General features: G+C 38.2%; 11 protein-coding genes and 1 pseudogene (1 of these 12 only partly in view). 3 read left to right on the top strand and 9 right to left on the bottom strand.

The annotated features are described in order from the left end of the window. A pseudogene (locus COU51_01080) lies at positions 1–51 on the top strand (DNA helicase RecG); it begins 2,013 nt to the left of the window's first position. A 5-nt stretch (positions 52–56) separates the two neighbouring features. On the opposite strand, the gene COU51_01085 reads toward COU51_01080, so the two are convergent. The 8 genes from COU51_01085 to COU51_01120 form a co-directional block, all read right to left on the bottom strand. Further along, complete coding sequence (locus tag COU51_01085) at positions 57–767, bottom strand: hypothetical protein (protein ID PIR66959.1); 711 nt, start codon at positions 765–767, stop codon at positions 57–59. A gap of 129 nt (positions 768–896) precedes the next feature. Further along, the gene (locus tag COU51_01090) at positions 897–1,484 is read right to left on the bottom strand and encodes a hypothetical protein (protein PIR66960.1); all 588 of its coding nucleotides are present in this window, start codon (positions 1,482–1,484) and stop codon (positions 897–899) included. Between the two features lie 12 nt (positions 1,485–1,496). After that, complete coding sequence (locus COU51_01095; protein ID PIR66961.1) at positions 1,497–3,407, bottom strand: conjugal transfer protein TraC; 1,911 nt, start codon at positions 3,405–3,407, stop codon at positions 1,497–1,499. Positions 3,408–3,418: 11 nt separating this feature from the next. After that, on the bottom strand, positions 3,419–4,078 hold the full coding sequence (locus COU51_01100) for a hypothetical protein (protein PIR66962.1): 660 nt from the start codon (positions 4,076–4,078) through the stop codon (positions 3,419–3,421). 12 nt (positions 4,079–4,090) lie between these two features. Then, entirely contained in the window at positions 4,091–4,519 is a 429-nt protein-coding gene (locus COU51_01105; GenBank protein PIR66963.1) for a hypothetical protein, read from the bottom strand. Between the two features lie 26 nt (positions 4,520–4,545). Further along, positions 4,546–4,935 (bottom strand): four helix bundle protein, encoded by a 390-nt coding sequence (locus COU51_01110; protein ID PIR66964.1) that lies wholly within the window; start codon positions 4,933–4,935, stop codon positions 4,546–4,548. A gap of 6 nt (positions 4,936–4,941) precedes the next feature. Next, positions 4,942–6,711 (bottom strand): hypothetical protein, encoded by a 1,770-nt coding sequence (locus COU51_01115; protein PIR66965.1) that lies wholly within the window; start codon positions 6,709–6,711, stop codon positions 4,942–4,944. An 8-nt stretch (positions 6,712–6,719) separates the two neighbouring features. After that, positions 6,720–9,326, bottom strand: a complete 2,607-nt coding sequence (locus COU51_01120; protein ID PIR66966.1) for a hypothetical protein — start codon at positions 9,324–9,326, stop codon at positions 6,720–6,722. Positions 9,327–9,635: 309 nt separating this feature from the next. Between COU51_01120 and COU51_01125 the strand changes: the two genes are divergently transcribed. Together COU51_01125 and COU51_01130 are read left to right on the top strand one after the other, a co-directional pair. Beyond that, complete coding sequence (locus COU51_01125) at positions 9,636–10,007, top strand: hypothetical protein (GenBank protein ID PIR66967.1); 372 nt, start codon at positions 9,636–9,638, stop codon at positions 10,005–10,007. A 124-nt stretch (positions 10,008–10,131) separates the two neighbouring features. Beyond that, positions 10,132–10,692, top strand: coding sequence for a hypothetical protein (locus COU51_01130; GenBank protein ID PIR66968.1), 561 nt, complete (start codon positions 10,132–10,134; stop codon positions 10,690–10,692). A 49-nt stretch (positions 10,693–10,741) separates the two neighbouring features. On the opposite strand, the gene COU51_01135 is transcribed toward COU51_01130, so the two are convergent. Next, positions 10,742–18,490: a hypothetical protein gene (locus tag COU51_01135; protein PIR66969.1), complete on the bottom strand. Its 7,749-nt coding sequence runs from the start codon at positions 18,488–18,490 to the stop codon at positions 10,742–10,744. Positions 18,491–18,507 lie beyond the last annotated feature (17 nt).

An 18,507-nucleotide genomic window follows, 5' to 3' on the forward strand; every position in this document is an offset into this window, starting at 1 on the left:
CGGTTAAAAGATTATCTGGACACTGAACTTCAAAAAATTCATTTGGAATAATTATACTATCCTCTTGCTAAGGTTATAACCTGGATATTTTCTACGCCGGCAGAACGAAGAATATTTGCAATTTCTCGAATTGTCGCACCGGTTGTAAAAACATCATCAATAATAATTGCTTTTTTTGGCGCTTGGCCGATAACTTCAAACGAGCCGGACAAATTGTTGCGGCGCGCATTTATATCAAGCCCTGCTTGATTTTTTGTTTTTTTACATTTTTTAACACATTTCGCATTTACCGGAATATTAAGTATTTCGGAAATGATGTTTGCGAGAAACTCCGCCTGATTAAATCCCCTCTCTCTTTTATTTCGCGGATAAAGCGGAACAGGAATCAAGACTGCACCTTCAAAGTCAATTAAGCTTTTATATTTTATAATAAATTTTCTAAAAATCGGTTTAAGCTCGTCGGAAATATCTTTTATATAGCGATATTTAAAATTTTTTATAATTTTACGCACTAAAGAATCATTATATTTAAAAAGCGAGAACAGTGCGTTTATGCCGGTTTTTTTCTTACATTTTTGGCAAACAACGTACATATCAGAGAGCCCCCGACAAAAAGGGCAAAATCTTGCATCCATAAAAAATAAGCTGTCTTTACAGCTTTCACAGATCCAGCTTCCCTCTTTTTCGCAATTCAAACAATTTTTTGGAAAAAAATAATCCGATAACTCAGCAAAAATCCTCCTTAGCTGAATTTTGGCTTTGTTCATAATTATGAGATTGCCGCATCGGAGTACCTCCCTGCCTGCCGGCAGGCAGGCTCACAATGACAGGGGGTGGAGTAAATTATTAAATCCTCCTGAATCCCCCTTCTCCGAAGGGGGAAAATTACCGCAAAGTTACTCTATCCATTTTGCGCTGCTGACCTTCCATGCTCCAGATTCCTTTACTAAGCTCACACGAATATCCTGATAACTGATTTTATAGTTTGCCTGGGTTTCTTGCGATTCTTTTTTTTGTGTTTTTACTAACAATGTTGCCGTACCCTTTGTTTCATCCAAGTATTCTGTAACATTATTCAATACAACGGTTGTTACGCCTTCATAAACTTCTCCCGGCTTATAATTTGCTCTGTTAGTTTTGAGTAAAGATTGTAATTCATTTTTATATGAGATTGAAACAAGAGGAAGAACGGACTCGATATTTATATAATTGCTCTGGTTTGAATAACTGCCATAAATTTCTACAAAATTTCGTGCAACAATTGAAACATTTGATATCTCCTTATCTTTTATCGTTAGTTCTCCTTTTACTATCGTTGGTTGTTCGGCAATATCGGTTCCCCGGATTGTACTTGTCGTCACAGTTTCTTCCTGTTTTTTTCTTGGAATTGAAAAAATAACAATAAATAAAATCAAAACTAATGCCAATATTATTAAAATTAACTTTTTATGTTTTTGAAAAAATTGTTTTATTTTTTCTATCATAAGATTGATGGTTTATCCTCGTTTATCCATTTCTTTTTTAAATTCATCCTTTTCTTCTTCAATCTGTAATAGTTGTTTAGGGTCTGTTGTGATGAGCTGATCTTCGGCATAAGAAGCAACTATCTTTATTGCTGCGTGCTTATTACCGGCAAAAAAGATGCCCTCGCCTACTCCGGACTCTAAGAGTAAATATTTCTCGCCTTGAGTTAATAAAAATGTTTTTTGAATTAAATCAATCGCTGCTGGTGACTGTTTTAATAAAAGTTGCATTGAGGAGTTCGTAATAATCGCCTGCCCATATGGAGAAAGTAAAAAATCGTTTACATCTTGAGAGATGGTCGTAATACCTAAATAATATTTTCTGCACCTTTTTACAAGGGCAAAAATAAACTTAGCGCTATCTTCATGTTGCATCAACCACCAAGCCTCATCAATTACCATTACTCTTTTTTTACTCTCAGAACGGACGGTATTCCAAATAAAATTTACAATCGTGTAAATCGCTATAGGACGAAGCTCGTCTTCCAAATCACGAACAGAAAAAGTAACCAATTGATTATTAATATCAACCGTAGTTGGAGAATTTATAAGTCCGGAGAACGTCCCTTCCGTATATTTTTTTAAGCGGGTGACCAAATCCTCGGCACCCTCCATTCCTTCTAAAATATCAAGTAAATCTTGCATAATTGGCGGTTCCATTTTTGTAATGTCTGCGCCGGCGACAATATCTTTTTTTGCGTATGTTTCTAAAAGCGCGCGGTCTAAAACAGAATCCTCTGTTGAAGTAAGTGTCCGTTGTCCGCCTTTGCCGGCTTTACCAAGCATAATACGCAAAAGACCCTTTATTGTGATAACCGCGCTCCTAATAATATCTTCTGTAGAAATTTGCGCGCCGACTGCTCTTGGCAAATCAAAAGGATTTATTTTTGACTCTGATGCTAAAGATACATTTATATATGTTCCGCCGACAGCGTCGGATAAGTGTTTATACTCCATTTCCGGATCAATAATTATAACATCTATGCCAAGCATTAAGCTACGCAAAACCTCCAGCTTTACAGCATAACTTTTTCCAGCGCCAGAAGTTGCAAAAACAATCGCATTCGCATTTTGCAAGCTAAACCTGTCAAAAATAATTAAGCTGTTATTATGTCTGTTGATTCCATAAAGAACTCCGTCGTCTGAAGTAAGTTCTGAGGACATAAAAGGAAATGACGACGCAATCGGCGACGAATTCATATTAAATGTAATCATCAATTCATCGTTTGCTAAAGGCAAAGTAGAATTAAAGCCTTGTTCTGCCTGATAGTATACTTTTTTGGAATAAATTAACTTGGAACCGAATTGTGTTTCTATCTGACTGCTTATTTTTTCCAATTCTTCTTCTTTTTTTGCATAAATAGTTATATAAAAAGCGTATTGAAAAAAATGTTCCGTTCCCTGAGTAAGATCATCACGTAATCTTTCTATATCTTGAAGTGCAGTTTCTCGTATTGGATCGCGGGGCATACCCTTTTCTGAATCTGCGATTATCTGCGCTTCCAAAGCTCCAACCTTTTTCTGAAGCTGTTTCAAAATAACATCAGACTTTACCGGATAAAAAAACATTGAAATATCTAAAGTGGTATTTAAATTAATAATCGGGGCTGACCAGCCGATACTTACATAACGTGGATATGTTATAACAAAAATAGTACGAACAAATACGTCGCCCATTCTTAAATATGACGGCTTTACCTCAAAAGCAGCCGGAGCAATTAGATCCATCACACTGACAACGCCTTTTCTATATGCACGTTCTTCTTCTAAGGCAACCGTTTGTTCGGAAATTTTTTTTGCTTCCTCTTGCCTTCTTTTTTCAGCTTCAGTGAGTTCTCTTGGTTGTGGTGTAGGCGCAGTTGCGCCTCCTGGTTTAAATACCATAAATTTGGGTGTTATTCTTCTACTCTCAAATTGTTAATTGGTGTTAATTTTTGTGATTCGCGTAAATCCGGATTATAGGCATCATAGTAAAGTTCTATCAGACTCTGCGTGTCTAGTTGTATCGTATACACGCCCATACTTTGCAGTCCAGAAGATACAGATTCTACACGAAGCATCAAATCTCTTTTTCTTTTTAAAAATTCTTTTTTATCCATTGAGATGGCTGAAGCAGGTGTTAATATTTCTTTAAAGCGACTAAAAAAGCCTTTCTGTTTATTGGTAAACGGACTATATGGAATGGCAACATAAAATTTCTTGCTCATTATATCGCCCATCTCTATCAATTCTCCTATAAATTGTCTATAATCGGCTATTTGTATTTTTAAAAGCTCATTTTTTTGATTTTTCCCCAGCTCTCGTAATTTTTCTATATATTTTTCAATGTTTAAGCGCCGTGATTGAATAACAATTTGTAATGAAAAATCTAAACTATTTAAAAAACCAACATAACCACTAATAATCGCCTGCTGTTCTTCTTCTGATTTTAAAGCAAAATTAATACTGGACGCTAAAAGAACGGCGCGAAGTGTGCCATCTTTCATTATCACAACATCTTCTTTTATCTCCCCAATGTCCAAAAATCTTTTTGTGCTAGGTCCTGGCTTTGACATATTAATTAAAAATTATTCTTCCGGGCGATATACTCCGCCTGTATTTACTAATAATGTTAACTCTGATAACTTTGAAGCGGTTGGACGCTCTTTATTAATTACTACTTTTGGCGCAAGTATTGGCGCGGTTTTAGCTTTTTGCTTTAATTCTGCATCAGTTATATCTTTCTGCCAAATACGAAGTCCGGGTTTTCTAAAAGTTTGAAATAAATTTAATAAAAAATAATGAAATGGTTGGCCGTTTACTTTAGCAAAAGCAACAACAATAGCGAAGCCGGTTACTATAAGCAAAAATAATATAAAAAATATAAAAGTGAGGAGCTTGTATCCAATAAAATCCAATAATAAGGTAGCAAGCATTATTATAAACTGGCGGGTTGTAATTGGCCCGATAATTTTATCTTCTACATCTATAAATTGTGGAACGACAAATTGTTGCATAGAAAACAGGAATTAGGAATAAAGAATTAGGAATTGGGAATCATTTCTTTTGTTTTTTTAATCAAACCATTTATTATTTTATGAACTTTTACAGTTTTCTCGGCAATCAAATTAAATTCATTTTTATCTATATATTTTATGTCTCTACTTATGAGGAGCTGATTTTGCAATTCTGTAGTTGAACCTAGTGCAATAAAATAAAATCTTAATTTATCTTTATGCGTCTCCCTACTAAATCCTTCGGCTATATTGGAAGTAATAGAAACTGCGCATCTATTCATTTGGCTTGTTAAACAGAGACTTTCTTTTTGTGGAAAAGATTTGGTAATTCCATATATCATTAAGACTAACTTTTGTCCCTCTTGCCAAGCAAATAAATTCGTAAAGCTCCTTATTCTTCTTGATTCCTGATTCATAATTCCTTATTCAATCCTACTATCTATTATAGCATCAAATTCTTCTTTGTTTAATGCTTGATTTGAAAGAAGACTTTCTTCTAATGATTTTCCGCTAGCCAAACTTTCATTTAACAATTTTAAGTACTCTTTATATAACGGAGACTTTTTCCAAGCGGTTACACCAGTTTGATATTTTGTAAATGATTCTTCACGCAAAAGCGCTAATTTATCTTTTATTTTTAAAATAGCTTCTTTAGGGTCTTTGGAAATTCTTCTAAAGTCCTCAAACGTCATATTGGCGATTTCCTCTACCGGACCATAAAGTTTTGATTTATAGGCAATATCTTCAAGCGTTGGTTTTACACCCCCTTCTTTGGAGAAGGAGGGCTGGGGAGGATTTATAAATCCTCCTATATCCCCCTTTTTCAGAGAGGGAGAACTTTCATTATTAAATCCCTCCTGTCCTCCCTTCTCCGAAGGAAGGGACTTTCTGAGTAGTTTCTCTTGCGCTCTTGTGCTTTCTTGCTTTCTTGTTTTCTTGATTCGCCTTCTGGCGATGAGCTTTTCAAATTTTTTATTTAACCCTTCTTGCTGTTGTCGGTTTTCTCTTTCATCTTTTTCTATTTTTTGTTCTGAAACCTTTTTTTCAAATTTTTTTATTTCTCCTACTTTGCCTTTATATAAATCATGACTTTCTTTATCTAAGTATTTATTCAGTGCTAATGATATTCTATCTGCTTCTTCTTTTGAAATACCCAAGCCTCCTTGCTTTACTGGTAATGTTAACCGTTCAAACGTTTGCGTAGATGTGCGGACATTACGTAATCGCGAATCCACGAGCGCCCTTAATCGATCATTCAGCTCTACTGATGGAAATTTTATGTCTACTTCTTTTATAGCTTCATCAGTCTTTGATTCGGTGACAGGGTGCGGTTCTGAACCTCGGATTTCTTCTACTCTTTGCTTCATTTCTTCAACTTCTTTTTCTTCGGAAGTAAAACCGACCTCATCATTTTTTGTCGAGGTTCCTGCTTCCGCAGGAATGACAGAGAAAACAGCATCTTCACTCCCTCCTTTGGAAAAGGAGGGCTGGGGAGGATTTTTAAATCCCCCTATGTCCCCCTTTTTCAAAGGAGAAGAAAAAATAGAAGGAGATTCTATTTCTTTAATATCCAAACTTTTTATCCTTCTTGTTTTTGGTATTGCGCCTTCTTTTTCTTTTTTCTTTTCTATCTCCTGTATCCGCATATATGAACCAAAAAATTTTGCAATATTTTCCGCTAATTCATTATCATAGCCCATTCCGCCCATATCTATCGGCTTTCCTAATGTATTTTTAAATTGTGATTTCGTTCTTACGTTTTCTAGAAAACTTCCAGAGATGTCTGTAAATCTTTCTTTTAAGTCCGGCAAAGCAAATTGAAGATTAAATTTTGAGATAGATTTGGCAACCAAAACGTTATCCCCTTCTTTATTTATTTCTCTTGCTTCTGACATTCCAAAATAATCAGCAATTGGCGTCAAAATTTTTTCTCTGATTTCTCCGGCTAAAGCAGAAATAATTTTATCATCTTTTATTTTTAATTTATTCATCAAAACTCCGTCCAAACTATCAGGTGACATTTCTTTTACAAATATCTGATTTAAAATATCAAAAAAATCTTCCTTTTGAGTTTCGGAAAATTTGTATTTTTCAATCAATTCCAAGTTCGCATCTGCCAAAGAATCACTATACATATATTCCTTTATCTTTTCTGGTAGTTTATTTAATTTTTCAAAAATATCTTCTGACATAAGTTAAGTTATGTTTTTATTTCTTCTTCTGGCAATTCTACCTCACGAGCTCCTCCACTATATTCTTTCGCGCCAGCTTCCGCCGATGTAGGCTCTTTTTTCAAAAATGACCTAAAAACCGGCAACGCAGAAATTTGTTTTGCGTTCTTTTGCATATTTTCACTGGCACCTCCACTTTCGGCCACTTCCATATAATCACCTATCATTTGTTTGGCTTTTGCCATTGCTTCTTCAGAACCTTCGGTTTGCGCGCGGTTTAGATAACTTGCCAAATCAGCTCTATCTAACGTCTCAAAAGCCTGATGACGGGCTTCGCCCTTTAACGATGGAGAAATCTCTATAACGTCGCGTTTTGGAACTTTCTTAATATCTGCTTTAAATTTGTTTTCTTCATCATTAGTTTCAAATTGACCTTTTTTGTCTATCTTATATAATGTAGAAATATTTTCCCCTAAACGCAAAAGTTCTGCTCTTTGGTCAGTGTGGTCGCCAGGGATGCTCATTGAATCACGAAGACCCGTAACATAATCATCCCTCTTTTCTTCTTTAAACTTATTTCTTAATGCTTCGCTTCCATTAATCGCTACTTGTTTAGCGATGATCCCACCGCTCGTCTTAAGGTCTGCTGTAGCCACATTTATATTTCCTGATTTTATAAGTGGCTCTATACGGCCCTCCTTTGCTAAAGTATCTAACATGGCGGCAGATTGATCACCGCTTGGCATTGTGGCAATATCTTTATCTTCCATATAATCCGGTCGATTTTTATTTTTAATCCGTTGACGAAAATCTTCGACTTCCGCAACCTCTCCCCCGACTTTATCTGCCTTCCATTTGTGCCATTCGCCAATTCCTTTCTTTTGAGCGCCCGTTCCCTTTTCTTCTAAAGATTCAATTAATTTTGGATTTGCTTTTTCTACTGCCTCAATAAATTCCGCATCGCCCCATGCTTGCTCTTTTATTTTGCCGATATTCTCTAAATTTAAATTTCTTGCTGTCTCGGCTTTTCCTTTTTCATCCATAAGATCAGGTCTTGCCTCTTTTATTTTATCTAATTTTTCACCTATTTTAGGATCAATGTCTGTAGATTTTTTTAATGCTTCGGAAAGACTACTGAACTCTTTTGAATTTTCTTTATGCCAGTCCTGTTTTGATAGTCCTGTTTTTTTATCTACTATATTTCCAGAGGTATTTTTTGTAGGCTCAAAACTTTCTCTTTGCAATTCTCCCAGCCTATCTCTTTGTAAAGCAGTTAATTCTTTCTTTTGAGAATCCGTTATTAGACCGCCAAAACTTTGAAGACGTTTCATCCTATTTGCCTTTTCTTTCGTATTTAAATTTTGAATATGTGAAGTAACTTTTTCATATCTTACCTTCTCTTGCTTTCTGAATCTAGCCACGCCTTTAGCCGCTAGTCCACCGACCAAAGGAGCTCTTACTAAACTACTCAAAATAGGCATACTAGCTCTCCTTGCTCCTCCACGAACAACTTCTGAAGCTTCTTTTGTGGCATAACTACCAATCCTAGCAGGCACAGCACCTGCTTTTCTAACTGCTCCGCTTGCATAACCCCTTACCTTTCCTAAAGCCGAGCCAGCAATACCGCTTCCGGCGCTTCGCATTTGGCTTGCCATATACAAGGAACCTAAAAGCATGCCGATGCCCATAATATATGAGAGCATATTTTCCGGTGTGCCAATTTTGGTCAAACTGGTATTTGGCATTCGTTCGCTTTCTGCCTGACCTCCGCCAGTATCGGTATAATTTTTGATTATAGTAGTCCCATAGTCTCCTGTTCCCAAAACTAATAAAGAAAGCCATAGAAAAAATGCCAAAATCGGACCTACCATTATATTATCTAAAAATATATCCCACCACTGACCATATTTTTGTTTTATTCGTCCTCCCGGCCAGACAGATGCCATAAAGGCCATTGGCGATAAAATTATTAAAAACCATAACATAATTATACGCATCACAAGAACCAAAACCATAACAACCAATACTACTACTGTAACTATCATCACAATGAGAGCCAAAAGCATTGCCGCAAAAATCTGAGCATACTGAAGCCCTCCGGGAACTGCATCCAGTTGTTTTTGGTCAAAGTTCATTAAGTCGGTAATCTTTAGCGCGTTTACAAAGTTTCCTCCGGCCGCAGCCTGAAAACCGTTTACAAAAGTAAGCATCACAACTTGCCCCAAATCAATAAAAATACCACAAATCGTTCTGCTAAAGTTAATTACTACCGCCATTATCAAAAGTCGCGGAAGCATTTTTTGATATTTATATTCTGATACATTAAATATTGTTGCGAAAGCAATCACTAAAAGAATAACAATAAAAAACATATTCACCACATCGCGAACAACAGCCCAGCCTTCGGCAACTGTCGGAGAATTTACAAACTCATTATAAGAAGCAATGGCAACCAAAAGATAGACGAGTTGAACCGCAAGCTTTCCCAAAAGACCAACCACCTGTTGCACGACCCAACCAATAATACTCTGGGCCACTTCTGCTATTCCGGCGTGGGTGATTTGGGGTACCAAAAGACAAATTGCAACTAAAGCAACGATGTTTAAAAACTTTTTATTCTGTATTAATTTACGCATAAATATAATGCTGCTTTTTATATATACATTATACCATAAAAAAACAAAGATAATAATATCTGACGATTAATAAAATATTCAGCAAAAATAAAATTTTAAAACTAATTTTTTCAATATTTCTTATCTAATTTTAGATAAAATACCGATGGGATACTTGACAAAATCTTTAAAGTATGCTATACTTTCTGCTATGCAGAGATTTTTTATCCCCAATGGTGGAGATAAGGTCTCAAGAAATCAACAAAAAAAGGAGAAGGACATGAAGAAGATGCTGGCATTCGTTTGTCTCGTCGGGTTTTTCGCCACCGGATGCGCAACCTACACCAGCGCAGCGAAAATCGGCAACCAAGTCTACCTCACCGGCGCAGGCAACTGGGTCAAGCGGTGCACCGAGACCCAGACTCAGCTGATCTGCGAGAAGCTCGAGGTCGAGGAGGGCAACGTTCCGCTGGAGGTCGTGCCCACCGTCTCTCCAGAGAACAGGCAGAAGCAACTCGAGAAGATGATGCCTTCGCTCCGTTCCCGCAAGACGGAGTAATCTCCGCAACCTCGCACCGAAACCCAGCGAGCATAAATAAGGGTTTCTTTTTTTATGTAAAATATTCAGAAGTCCCAGAAGCGATAGAGCGCTTAAAAGAGCCTAAATATACAAAAATTCAGCTAATTTTAGCTGAATTTTGATTTAAATGGTGAAAATAAATAATTTTGAAAAAATTTTATAATTTATTTTTTAAAATTTTGGGCATTTTTGACTGATTTTTTGAATATTTTTTATCTAATTTTAGCCAAAATATAGCTAAAGCACTTGACAAAACCTTTAAAGTGTGCTATACTATATCCAACAAAGAAAATCGGAAACCAAATTGTTCCTGAGGCAACTCGGGGCAAAAACCTTCAAACAAGGAGAAATGAAATGAAATCCCTGATCACCGTTCTTTCCCTCATCTGCTCGCTCGTCCTCTTTGCCGCCTGCGGTGGCGATGAGAGCGCGACTGGCACCGGTGGCGCGATTGGCGAGGTCGTCGTCGTGGACGACTCCGGTCTTCCGCCCTGCAAGTTGGTACCATTGGTCATCGGAGGATGGGTCAACAACGACCCCAGCATCGAGTTGCTCTCTGTCAGCGGAGGGCTGAACTCCACCGATCCTGAAACGTTCATGTCGGTCGTTGGTTATAACGGCGAGTATCACTTCAAGAGCGACTCTCACGGAATTTTCGCGTTTTCCCTCCCCCTTGGAGACATGGACAGAGAGCTTTGGCCGGGAGACGTTATCGTTCTTCAGGCAAGACACCCGAATGTGTGCGCAACCACCCAGGTTGCGATAGAACTAATTGACGAAAAGGATGTCTTTTCTCACACCAAGTAACCTGCCGGCTACACAATCCCCTAAGACTTCATCTTAGGGGATTATTTTTTTAATAAAAAACTGGTTGTAAAATAATCTTTCCGTTATAATATGCGCCATTCTGAATATTGGTGCTTCCGTTTGGCAACACCACTGTTTTTGTAAAACCAGCTCCTCCAAGCTCATTATCGCTATTCCAATTATCAGTTACCACAACTTCTGGATTAAATTCGCATTTTCCAGAAGTTGTATAATAAAATTCGCTATCCTCACTACAAGTATATATATGCTGAAGCTCAAAATATCCTTCTTCGCAAGCATCGGGTGAGTTGCCAAATAGTTGAATACTACTGTTGCATAGGTTGGTTACACCCGGACAATCATTATCGCTCACACAAACAATCTCGCTACCGCCGACTCCGCTACAAACTTTTGCTTTTTCAGTATTAGAATTAGCACAAATCGGTTTATGGTTTTTATACAGCCCGTCTGTAGTACCAAAGTTGTATTTACCGTCACCCTCCCAATCAACTTTTATGCTTGTAATAGGCATGTGAGTTGAATTAGCCCAAGCATAAAATCTTACTATTGCCAGATATTGATCGCTCTTTACATTTATGTCTCCGCTTGCAATATTATTTATAACAATACGATTTGGATCGGCCAGTTGATATTGGTTTTGATTTATTGGAACAGATGGATTATAAGAATATATAAGTGGTTTATTTCCGGTATTACTATAATCCAAAGCGCAAGCCGGTTCTGTTGGGCTTGTTTCGCAGTTTATTTCTGCATATCCTGTTTGTCCGCTACCCTTCCATTTATATGCTTTAAAAACTTTTCCAAAAATATTTGATAAAAAATTTAATGCGCTTCCCGCTGTATCAGCGCCAAGAATATTTGGCTTATTAGAAATAGTCGTAAATAATTTTTTTTCATCAAAGTCTATATCTGTTTTGTTATTATTGCTCGGCTTTGGGGTTCCACAGTCTTCTTTACAACTCCACGGAACACCTGCGAACTTTTGCAAACCAATAGTATAATACGAATACCAATTTTGTGTTGCGCTTGGGGCAATATCTGCCTGCGCGCTTCCAAAAGGTTGCATCTCAAAACCATAGTGATATAGAGAATTGCCGGAATATTTTTCTGCTCCTGCGTTATTATCCAAGTTATATTGCCACGTTACATTTGTATCGGCCATATTTTTTGAAGAAGCCACATCCACCACCACTTCACATAATTCTCTCATTCTAAAGCTTATTTCAAAAATAAGTCCATGAAGCTGGTCGTTCCCATCTTGAGCGCCAGAAGTGCATCCGGCCACGTCTATTCCCTGTAAAACATTATTTTTAAATCTAAATTTTAATGCATAAGCGTCTTGCGCAACCTCTTCTCCATTTCCACAGTAATCATTTATTTCGTCGTCAGCTATGGAAAACAAATCAATGGATAAATAATCTCTTTTTGTGCCATCTACCTCTTCGTTATCATCATAACGAAAATACCAATTATCGCCGGATAAAACTGATAATGCTTTTTCTTGGCTCTTAAGACCTCCGCTATTTTCTTCGCCTATACAATTGTCTGTCTTTTTGTCACCATCACAATACCCAGTCCCCGCCATGTAATTTATCTTTTCTTGATTACTGCGGATATAGAATATTGTTCCTATGTCCATATCAAGCCGTTCTTGATCCAGTACTTTGATTCTTACTAACTCAATCTGGTCTTTATTTATTGGCCCATTAGTAAAAGAAGCAGTAAAGGATTGTTTTAATCCAAACTTAGCTGTATTTTGATCAGACATTAAAATAGAGACGCTCTTGATTCCGAGCCATGCGGTTGGGCTAAATGGTTCGTTTGACCCAGCTTTAAAAGTCTCGTCTGTTCCGCAAATTCTTGTCGGTATACCAAATCCAAACCCATCTAAACATGTTGTCGTGATAGCCGGTGATAATTTGATAAAGTTATCATATTTATTTTCTATATTCTTTCCGTTTGCGTCATACTTTCCGCTTGCTTGTAAACAATAATATTTTCCTGCGCCAAGTGGTGGAGTATAACCGGCTGTACGGAATTGATTATAAATGTCGCGCGCGCCAGGAACAAGGTCTTGCGGAAGCCACGTTAAGCAAGCTTTTTGTGTTTTATCTCCATTTATAGGGGTTGAAAGATCGCGTTCTAAACAATATCCTTGCCAACCTATTACATCATCTTGACGTTTTAAGATTAGACAAGTTCCACCTCCGGTAATATCGCCACAAGAATTTTTTGGATCGTCTTCATATTTTACGCCGGGCACGCAAGGACTTCCGTCTTTCGGGCCACCCTGGCAAATACCTGAAGCGACGCTTCTGTTGCCATAGGTTACATATTTTTTTGTTGTCGCGTTTCCGTAAGTAAGTTTCGTATAGTCACATTCACAATCTTCGCCATATTCACAAATGTTCGCATTTTGAAAAGCTTGACTTTTTATTTGAATCAAATTGCCATTGATATCATATTGAGCGACTGACTCTGGAAATGGAGAATCTTGTTCAGGATATCCTCGGCAAACAGTTCCTTCTGCCACGCTTTTAACCAAAACCGAACCATCCAAGTCGTATTGTCCGGATGTTATTACGATTGTAGGCGCGCCGAGAACGGAACCGATTGTTTTTTTTGTATCAACATATAATATAAATTCTTTTTCCGCTGTTCCTATGTCCTGCGTTTTAATGTCTGTCGCAGGGAATTGGTTTCCAACCGAATACCCTGAATAATCCATTGCATACCAGCCAGTCTCACGACGAGCATAATAATTGGCATCCAAGACCCATCCGCTATCAGAGTTCTCCGCTAAAAAGTTAGCGCAAGTGGCATTGCCATTTGAAGCGCTATATTTATTGCAAAGTCCAATTTCCGCGCAAACCGGCTTTTCTTTATTGGTAATTGGATCTGTTGCTTTTATAGTTGTCTTGCAAGAAAGCCATTCTCCGCACTCTCTATCACGAGTAACACTTAAAACAATATTACTGTCATAAGTCGGGGAAGCTGGCGCACATGATGCGGTATATCCAGCAACAGCAGGGCAATCCGAAGCTTCAAAACAAAAGCTATAAGATTCTATGTATCCAGAAGTTGCGCCTGTATATTTACAGTTGCCATATTGAGTAACTGGAGCAACAAGCTTTTCTTCTTTGTCTGCCTTGAAATAAGTTGCGCCTGCACTCCAAAGTAAATTTGGAACACTGGTTTTATTAAACATCACGCACCCTTCTTCCAAAGAAACATTTCCGCTACAAGCAGGATCATTTTCTAATGATTTTAGTTTTTGGTTATCAATTAGATAATATGGCCGACCATTCGGATTAGCAGAAGAAGTATCTTGCGGATCAATAATTTCCGTACAACCATTTTGATTTGAAGGACAGAGCCCTACTGATCCGGTATAGTCAGCGTCAGCATTTCTCCAGATTCCATAAGTATTATTTTGTATAAATCCTGAATAACACGGGTCGCTTGTTCCTTTTTTATACCAACCGGCAGAACTGACCGTTCCTTGCTCTTTATATTCGCAAAGAGTTTCCGGAACTTTGAAATAGTCAATCCCTTTATCGCTTGTCCATGATTCGCATCCTTCTGCCTCCGCTGTACAAAGAACCGAGTCATATTCATTTGGTCTATTATAATTATAGACAGTCGCGGCAGTGGCAGTATTTGTTTGATAAAGCGCCGGTTTTCCCATTTCTGCGCACCCCAAGTCTTTGACGTTACAATATTTTGTCTTGTCATCAATAATATAAATCGTTTTATCGTCCGACACTTCTACGGTTGATTCATCGCGCGCTGCAATATATGGAGCACCAATCAATATCGCTTGGTTTATTAAATAAACCTCTACATCATTAAAGTTATTAAAATTTTTCTGTTGAATTGTCAATGTCGGTGCGACTCCATCCGTTATTTTAAATCGGCAAACAGAGCTTCCCTTAGAAACTTGACAGACGCTAGAACCGCTGTATTGACAGTCTCCTCCATCAAAATCGTCACGAGAACAAAGCGCATTGTAAACTTCGTTTGTATCTTTTGCGCTATTGTAGGTATTAACAAATGATTTGCATCCAACCGCTTTTTCACGACAAAGCGAACTGAATGATTTCAGATAGACAGAGTTATTATTTTTGTCAGTATATTCTTTACATCCAAGCATTGCCTGAGGCAAAGCTAAACCATTTATGGTTGCGTCGCATTCAGTTGGCGTAGTCCAAGAATTTTTTACCAAATAAGTCTTTTGGCTGGCTTCTTTTAAAATAATGTTATCAATATAAAATCCGTTTCCGCCAAAAAGAGCAAATCGTAAAACAGATGTCGCAGGAACCTGCGCGCCTGTTCTCATGGGTCCAACTTCATAATATTGCCATTCGGATTTAAGAGCTTTTATATTGAAAAAATCTTCGGAAGCGCTTAACATCCCTATTTCCATATTTCCGCCAGCCGGCGCTTTTGCCCAAAAGCTAAGTGTATAAATACTATTTGCGCCGAGAATAGTGGAAACGTTTTTTTCTGTAGTTGCCTGTCCAACGATTGGGAGGACTTTTAATGAGTGGCCTCCGGCATTAAGCGCTTCGGGACTCACAACACCTGGCGCGAATCCGCTGGCGCCCCCTCCTTCAAAGTCATCCTGCAAAACTAAACGCAGATTAGAAGCCGCGGCTCCGCTATAAGCTCTACATCCAGCAGCGGTTGCGCTACAGCTCGCGCTTTCCGGTTTATATCCTTTATATATACAAAGCCCTGTTTGACCCTGCCAAACTCCTCCGGATAAAACACAATCAGGTTCACTACTCTCTGTCTTTCGATAATCATTGCAATCATCTGTCGAAATAATAGTTTTAGAAAGCAATCTATAAGAAATTTGTCCGTTTTGATTATAAAATTCCCGACAGTCGGGAGTATAGCCCGGATCGGTTATGCCTAATTCAAAAATTGTTTTATTACAAAGGACGGGATCGGTTCCCTCTATATACGCTGGAACAGGACCAACTTCTCCAGAAAACGTTGTACCTGTAACTAAACGATGCGAACGAAGCTGATAGCCTTCGGTATCCGAACCCTCCCAAGTGTAAAAGACAGCATTATCAGCTTCTTGTAGTTTTTTACACATTCTTATAAAACTAAAATACTCGAGGGACTCTGTCGCCATATCAGTAAACTCATCACACCCTGCTTCATTAGCGTTACAAATATCTGCTGAAGTCGGTATAAAATAAAGTGGAAATTTTTCTTCTTCAAAAGAAGCTTTTTCTTGTCTGTATGTTTCGTATCCAACGCAGGTTGAAGGACATACATCATTAATACTGGCAACGCCAGAAACCGCCGGCTCACCGGTTTTTGGTGTATATTGTTCACAACCGAACTCCTCTTCTTTGCATGATCTAGTGTATCCAGAGCATGAAGGATCGGTTGAATCAACATCGCAGTCCAAATATTCCGGAGCTATTTTTATATTTTTTGCAATAACGGTTCCATACCCGCTTTTTAAATACGGACTGGCAACTGCGCCTTCTTCAATTTGGATAGCGTCAAACAAAATTTCTCCTTTTGATGCTATTCCCAAATATATTTTTGCGTATAGTGGCGTTGCCGGAGTTAGAAATGCGCATGAAATCCGACTATAAGAATCTCCGGAAATTGATGATTGAAAAATCTGGGCACTCCCCTCCACAAATGCCTGTTCAGCAGAAATATTTCCGTTACAAGTTATGATAATATTTGAAGCATCAAAAATTTTTGTCGCCGAGCTGTCGGTAAATAATGAAAAGCCGATTGAAGCGTTGGAGGTACCGCCAATTGTTGCTTGTTTCGCATAGGCCGAAATAGCATAAGCGGTATTATTTTCTAATTTGATTGTATTAACCGGAGCGATACCTTTTACTCCTTGAGAAATATCAGATATTAATATCGCGGATGCGCCGTCAAAAGCATCAGTTACCAATGATGCGGAAGCTCCTGTTAAAATTGTCCAGTATTGTTTAAAATTCTCACCCTCAAATGAAGAACCCTTTATTAAGTTATATTGAAGCCCCTGTGTTTTATCATAAACCTCGGTACACCCTGCGGATGCTACAGTACATTTTTCTAAATCTTTATTAAAATAAATAGCGCTACCCGGATATAAGCTCCAACTACCGCCTACCTGATCTATGGAGTATGGTCTGCAACCGGCATTAAATGCAGTGCAACTATTAAATTCTAAAGTGTTTCTTAAATAGCTCTCCGATTTATTTTCGCTCGTTCTTGGTTTATAGGTCAAGCAAGAATTAAACTGCTCGTTGCAAACGTCCGCCGAAATACGCCAAATATTTTTTTCTTTTGTGCAGTAGCCCCATCCTCCTATACAATTGCCATTTTCATCTTCCGCAATACATGCTATCGGGTCGGCACATTCTCCTGCGCGTATCGGACCGGCAACCGAAAGGAGCGTCTGTCCATAAACCTGAGCTTGGCATTGCGTTTTTGGAAGACGAAGCACCCAGTTTGGGTCAAGAAGATGACAGTATGGATGCTGGGTATCTCGTTCACCGCTAGAATTACAATTATTAAAAGCGGAAATAACGTCTTGCAATTTTGGCGGGTTTGCCTGATCGGCGCCAATTTCTGTCGCCAGCTCAAAGCCAACAGGTAAAATTCTAGCTTTGCGAAGCTTTACTAAATTACTATAACAATAGCCTGTAAGATAACAGTCTGATTTTTGATTTCTAGAATCACTTGATGAAATAAGAGGTTTACTTCCGTCAAGGTATCCTTGTTTTATTGCTTCTAAAATAGTAACTGGCTCGCCCTGGCTTGCTAATCGCACGGCTGACGCAAAACTATCGTCAATCGCGCAATTATTAATTTTCTTTTCAGTTTCATCACTCGGGCAAGCGGTAAATTCTATTAGAGGATCATAATTTGACGATACGGCAATTTTTGGCTTAATAAGATCGCTAAAAATTTCTTGCGCCTTGCGTCTGCCAACAGCCGGACTGGCTGGCGCGATTGACTTGCTTGAATCAGTTAAAAGATTTCCATTATCATCAGAGATTAGGTCACCAGGAAAAAGACCGACTAAAACATTATTTAAAACATTAGACAACAAAGTATTTGTAAATGTAGAAAGTGCAGCAGGCAAAATCTGCCAAGCGCCTCTTCCTAAGGCATCGGTAAAAGCGCTAAAAGAAGCGATTTGTTGCTGATATGGATGATCAAAATAACTTTTGCCAAAACTTTCTCTAACAACGTCAGTCGGTGTAGTGACCTTACCCGTTACGATATCTGTAACGCTCTTCCATCCTTTATTGTTTAAACGCTCTATAATTGACTCTTGTCTAACCTGTTCTGACTTGGCAATAGCAATACTGTTAAGCTCAAAGGCAACACCCAGCTCTGATTGCCCCCCTTCAAACATAAAGCCAACATTTTTGAGCACTTCACCCGTACTGACAGAAGAAACAAAGGTATCCCAATTACTATATACTTGGTTCCATTCGCATTTTGGCGTTGGCGCTTGATATGCGCTTGCAAGACCAAGCTTAATTTTTATAAAAAGGGTCGGCAATTTTGGAGCACAAAGATTAAATCTCAGCTTACCCAACGTTCCTTCTGATAATGTACCAATAAAATCGCCTGCCGCGTTAAGAGCTGTATCCTTAAAATAATCTCCTACTGATTTTCCGTCAAATAATGGCTTCTGTCCGCTTCCGCCAGAAGCAACCCAAACAGCTGCGTCATACGCAAGTTTTTGAACAAAATAGTTTAGCGCGTTTACCAAAGCGATAGTTCCTGTTTGCATTAATGTAGCGCCAATAG

Source organism: Parcubacteria group bacterium CG10_big_fil_rev_8_21_14_0_10_36_14 (assembly GCA_002772895.1).
In the GTDB taxonomy this organism is placed as follows: domain Bacteria; phylum Patescibacteriota; class Patescibacteriia.

Coding starts and splice junctions, on each gene's coding strand:
- COU51_01100 (PIR66962.1), bottom strand. CDS start 4,078: ATGTCAAAGCCAGGACCTAGCACAAAAAGATTTTTGGACATTGGGGAG.
- COU51_01115 (PIR66965.1), bottom strand. CDS start 6,711: ATGTCAGAAGATATTTTTGAAAAATTAAATAAACTACCAGAAAAGATA.
- COU51_01105 (PIR66963.1), bottom strand. CDS start 4,519: ATGCAACAATTTGTCGTTCCACAATTTATAGATGTAGAAGATAAAATT.
- COU51_01125 (PIR66967.1), top strand. CDS start 9,636: ATGCGCAACCTACACCAGCGCAGCGAAAATCGGCAACCAAGTCTACCT.
- COU51_01085 (PIR66959.1), bottom strand. CDS start 767: ATGAACAAAGCCAAAATTCAGCTAAGGAGGATTTTTGCTGAGTTATCG.
- COU51_01095 (PIR66961.1), bottom strand. CDS start 3,407: ATGGTATTTAAACCAGGAGGCGCAACTGCGCCTACACCACAACCAAGA.
- COU51_01110 (PIR66964.1), bottom strand. CDS start 4,935: ATGAATCAGGAATCAAGAAGAATAAGGAGCTTTACGAATTTATTTGCT.
- COU51_01090 (PIR66960.1), bottom strand. CDS start 1,484: ATGATAGAAAAAATAAAACAATTTTTTCAAAAACATAAAAAGTTAATT.
- COU51_01135 (PIR66969.1), bottom strand. CDS start 18,490: ATGCAAACAGGAACTATCGCTTTGGTAAACGCGCTAAACTATTTTGTT.
- COU51_01120 (PIR66966.1), bottom strand. CDS start 9,326: ATGCGTAAATTAATACAGAATAAAAAGTTTTTAAACATCGTTGCTTTA.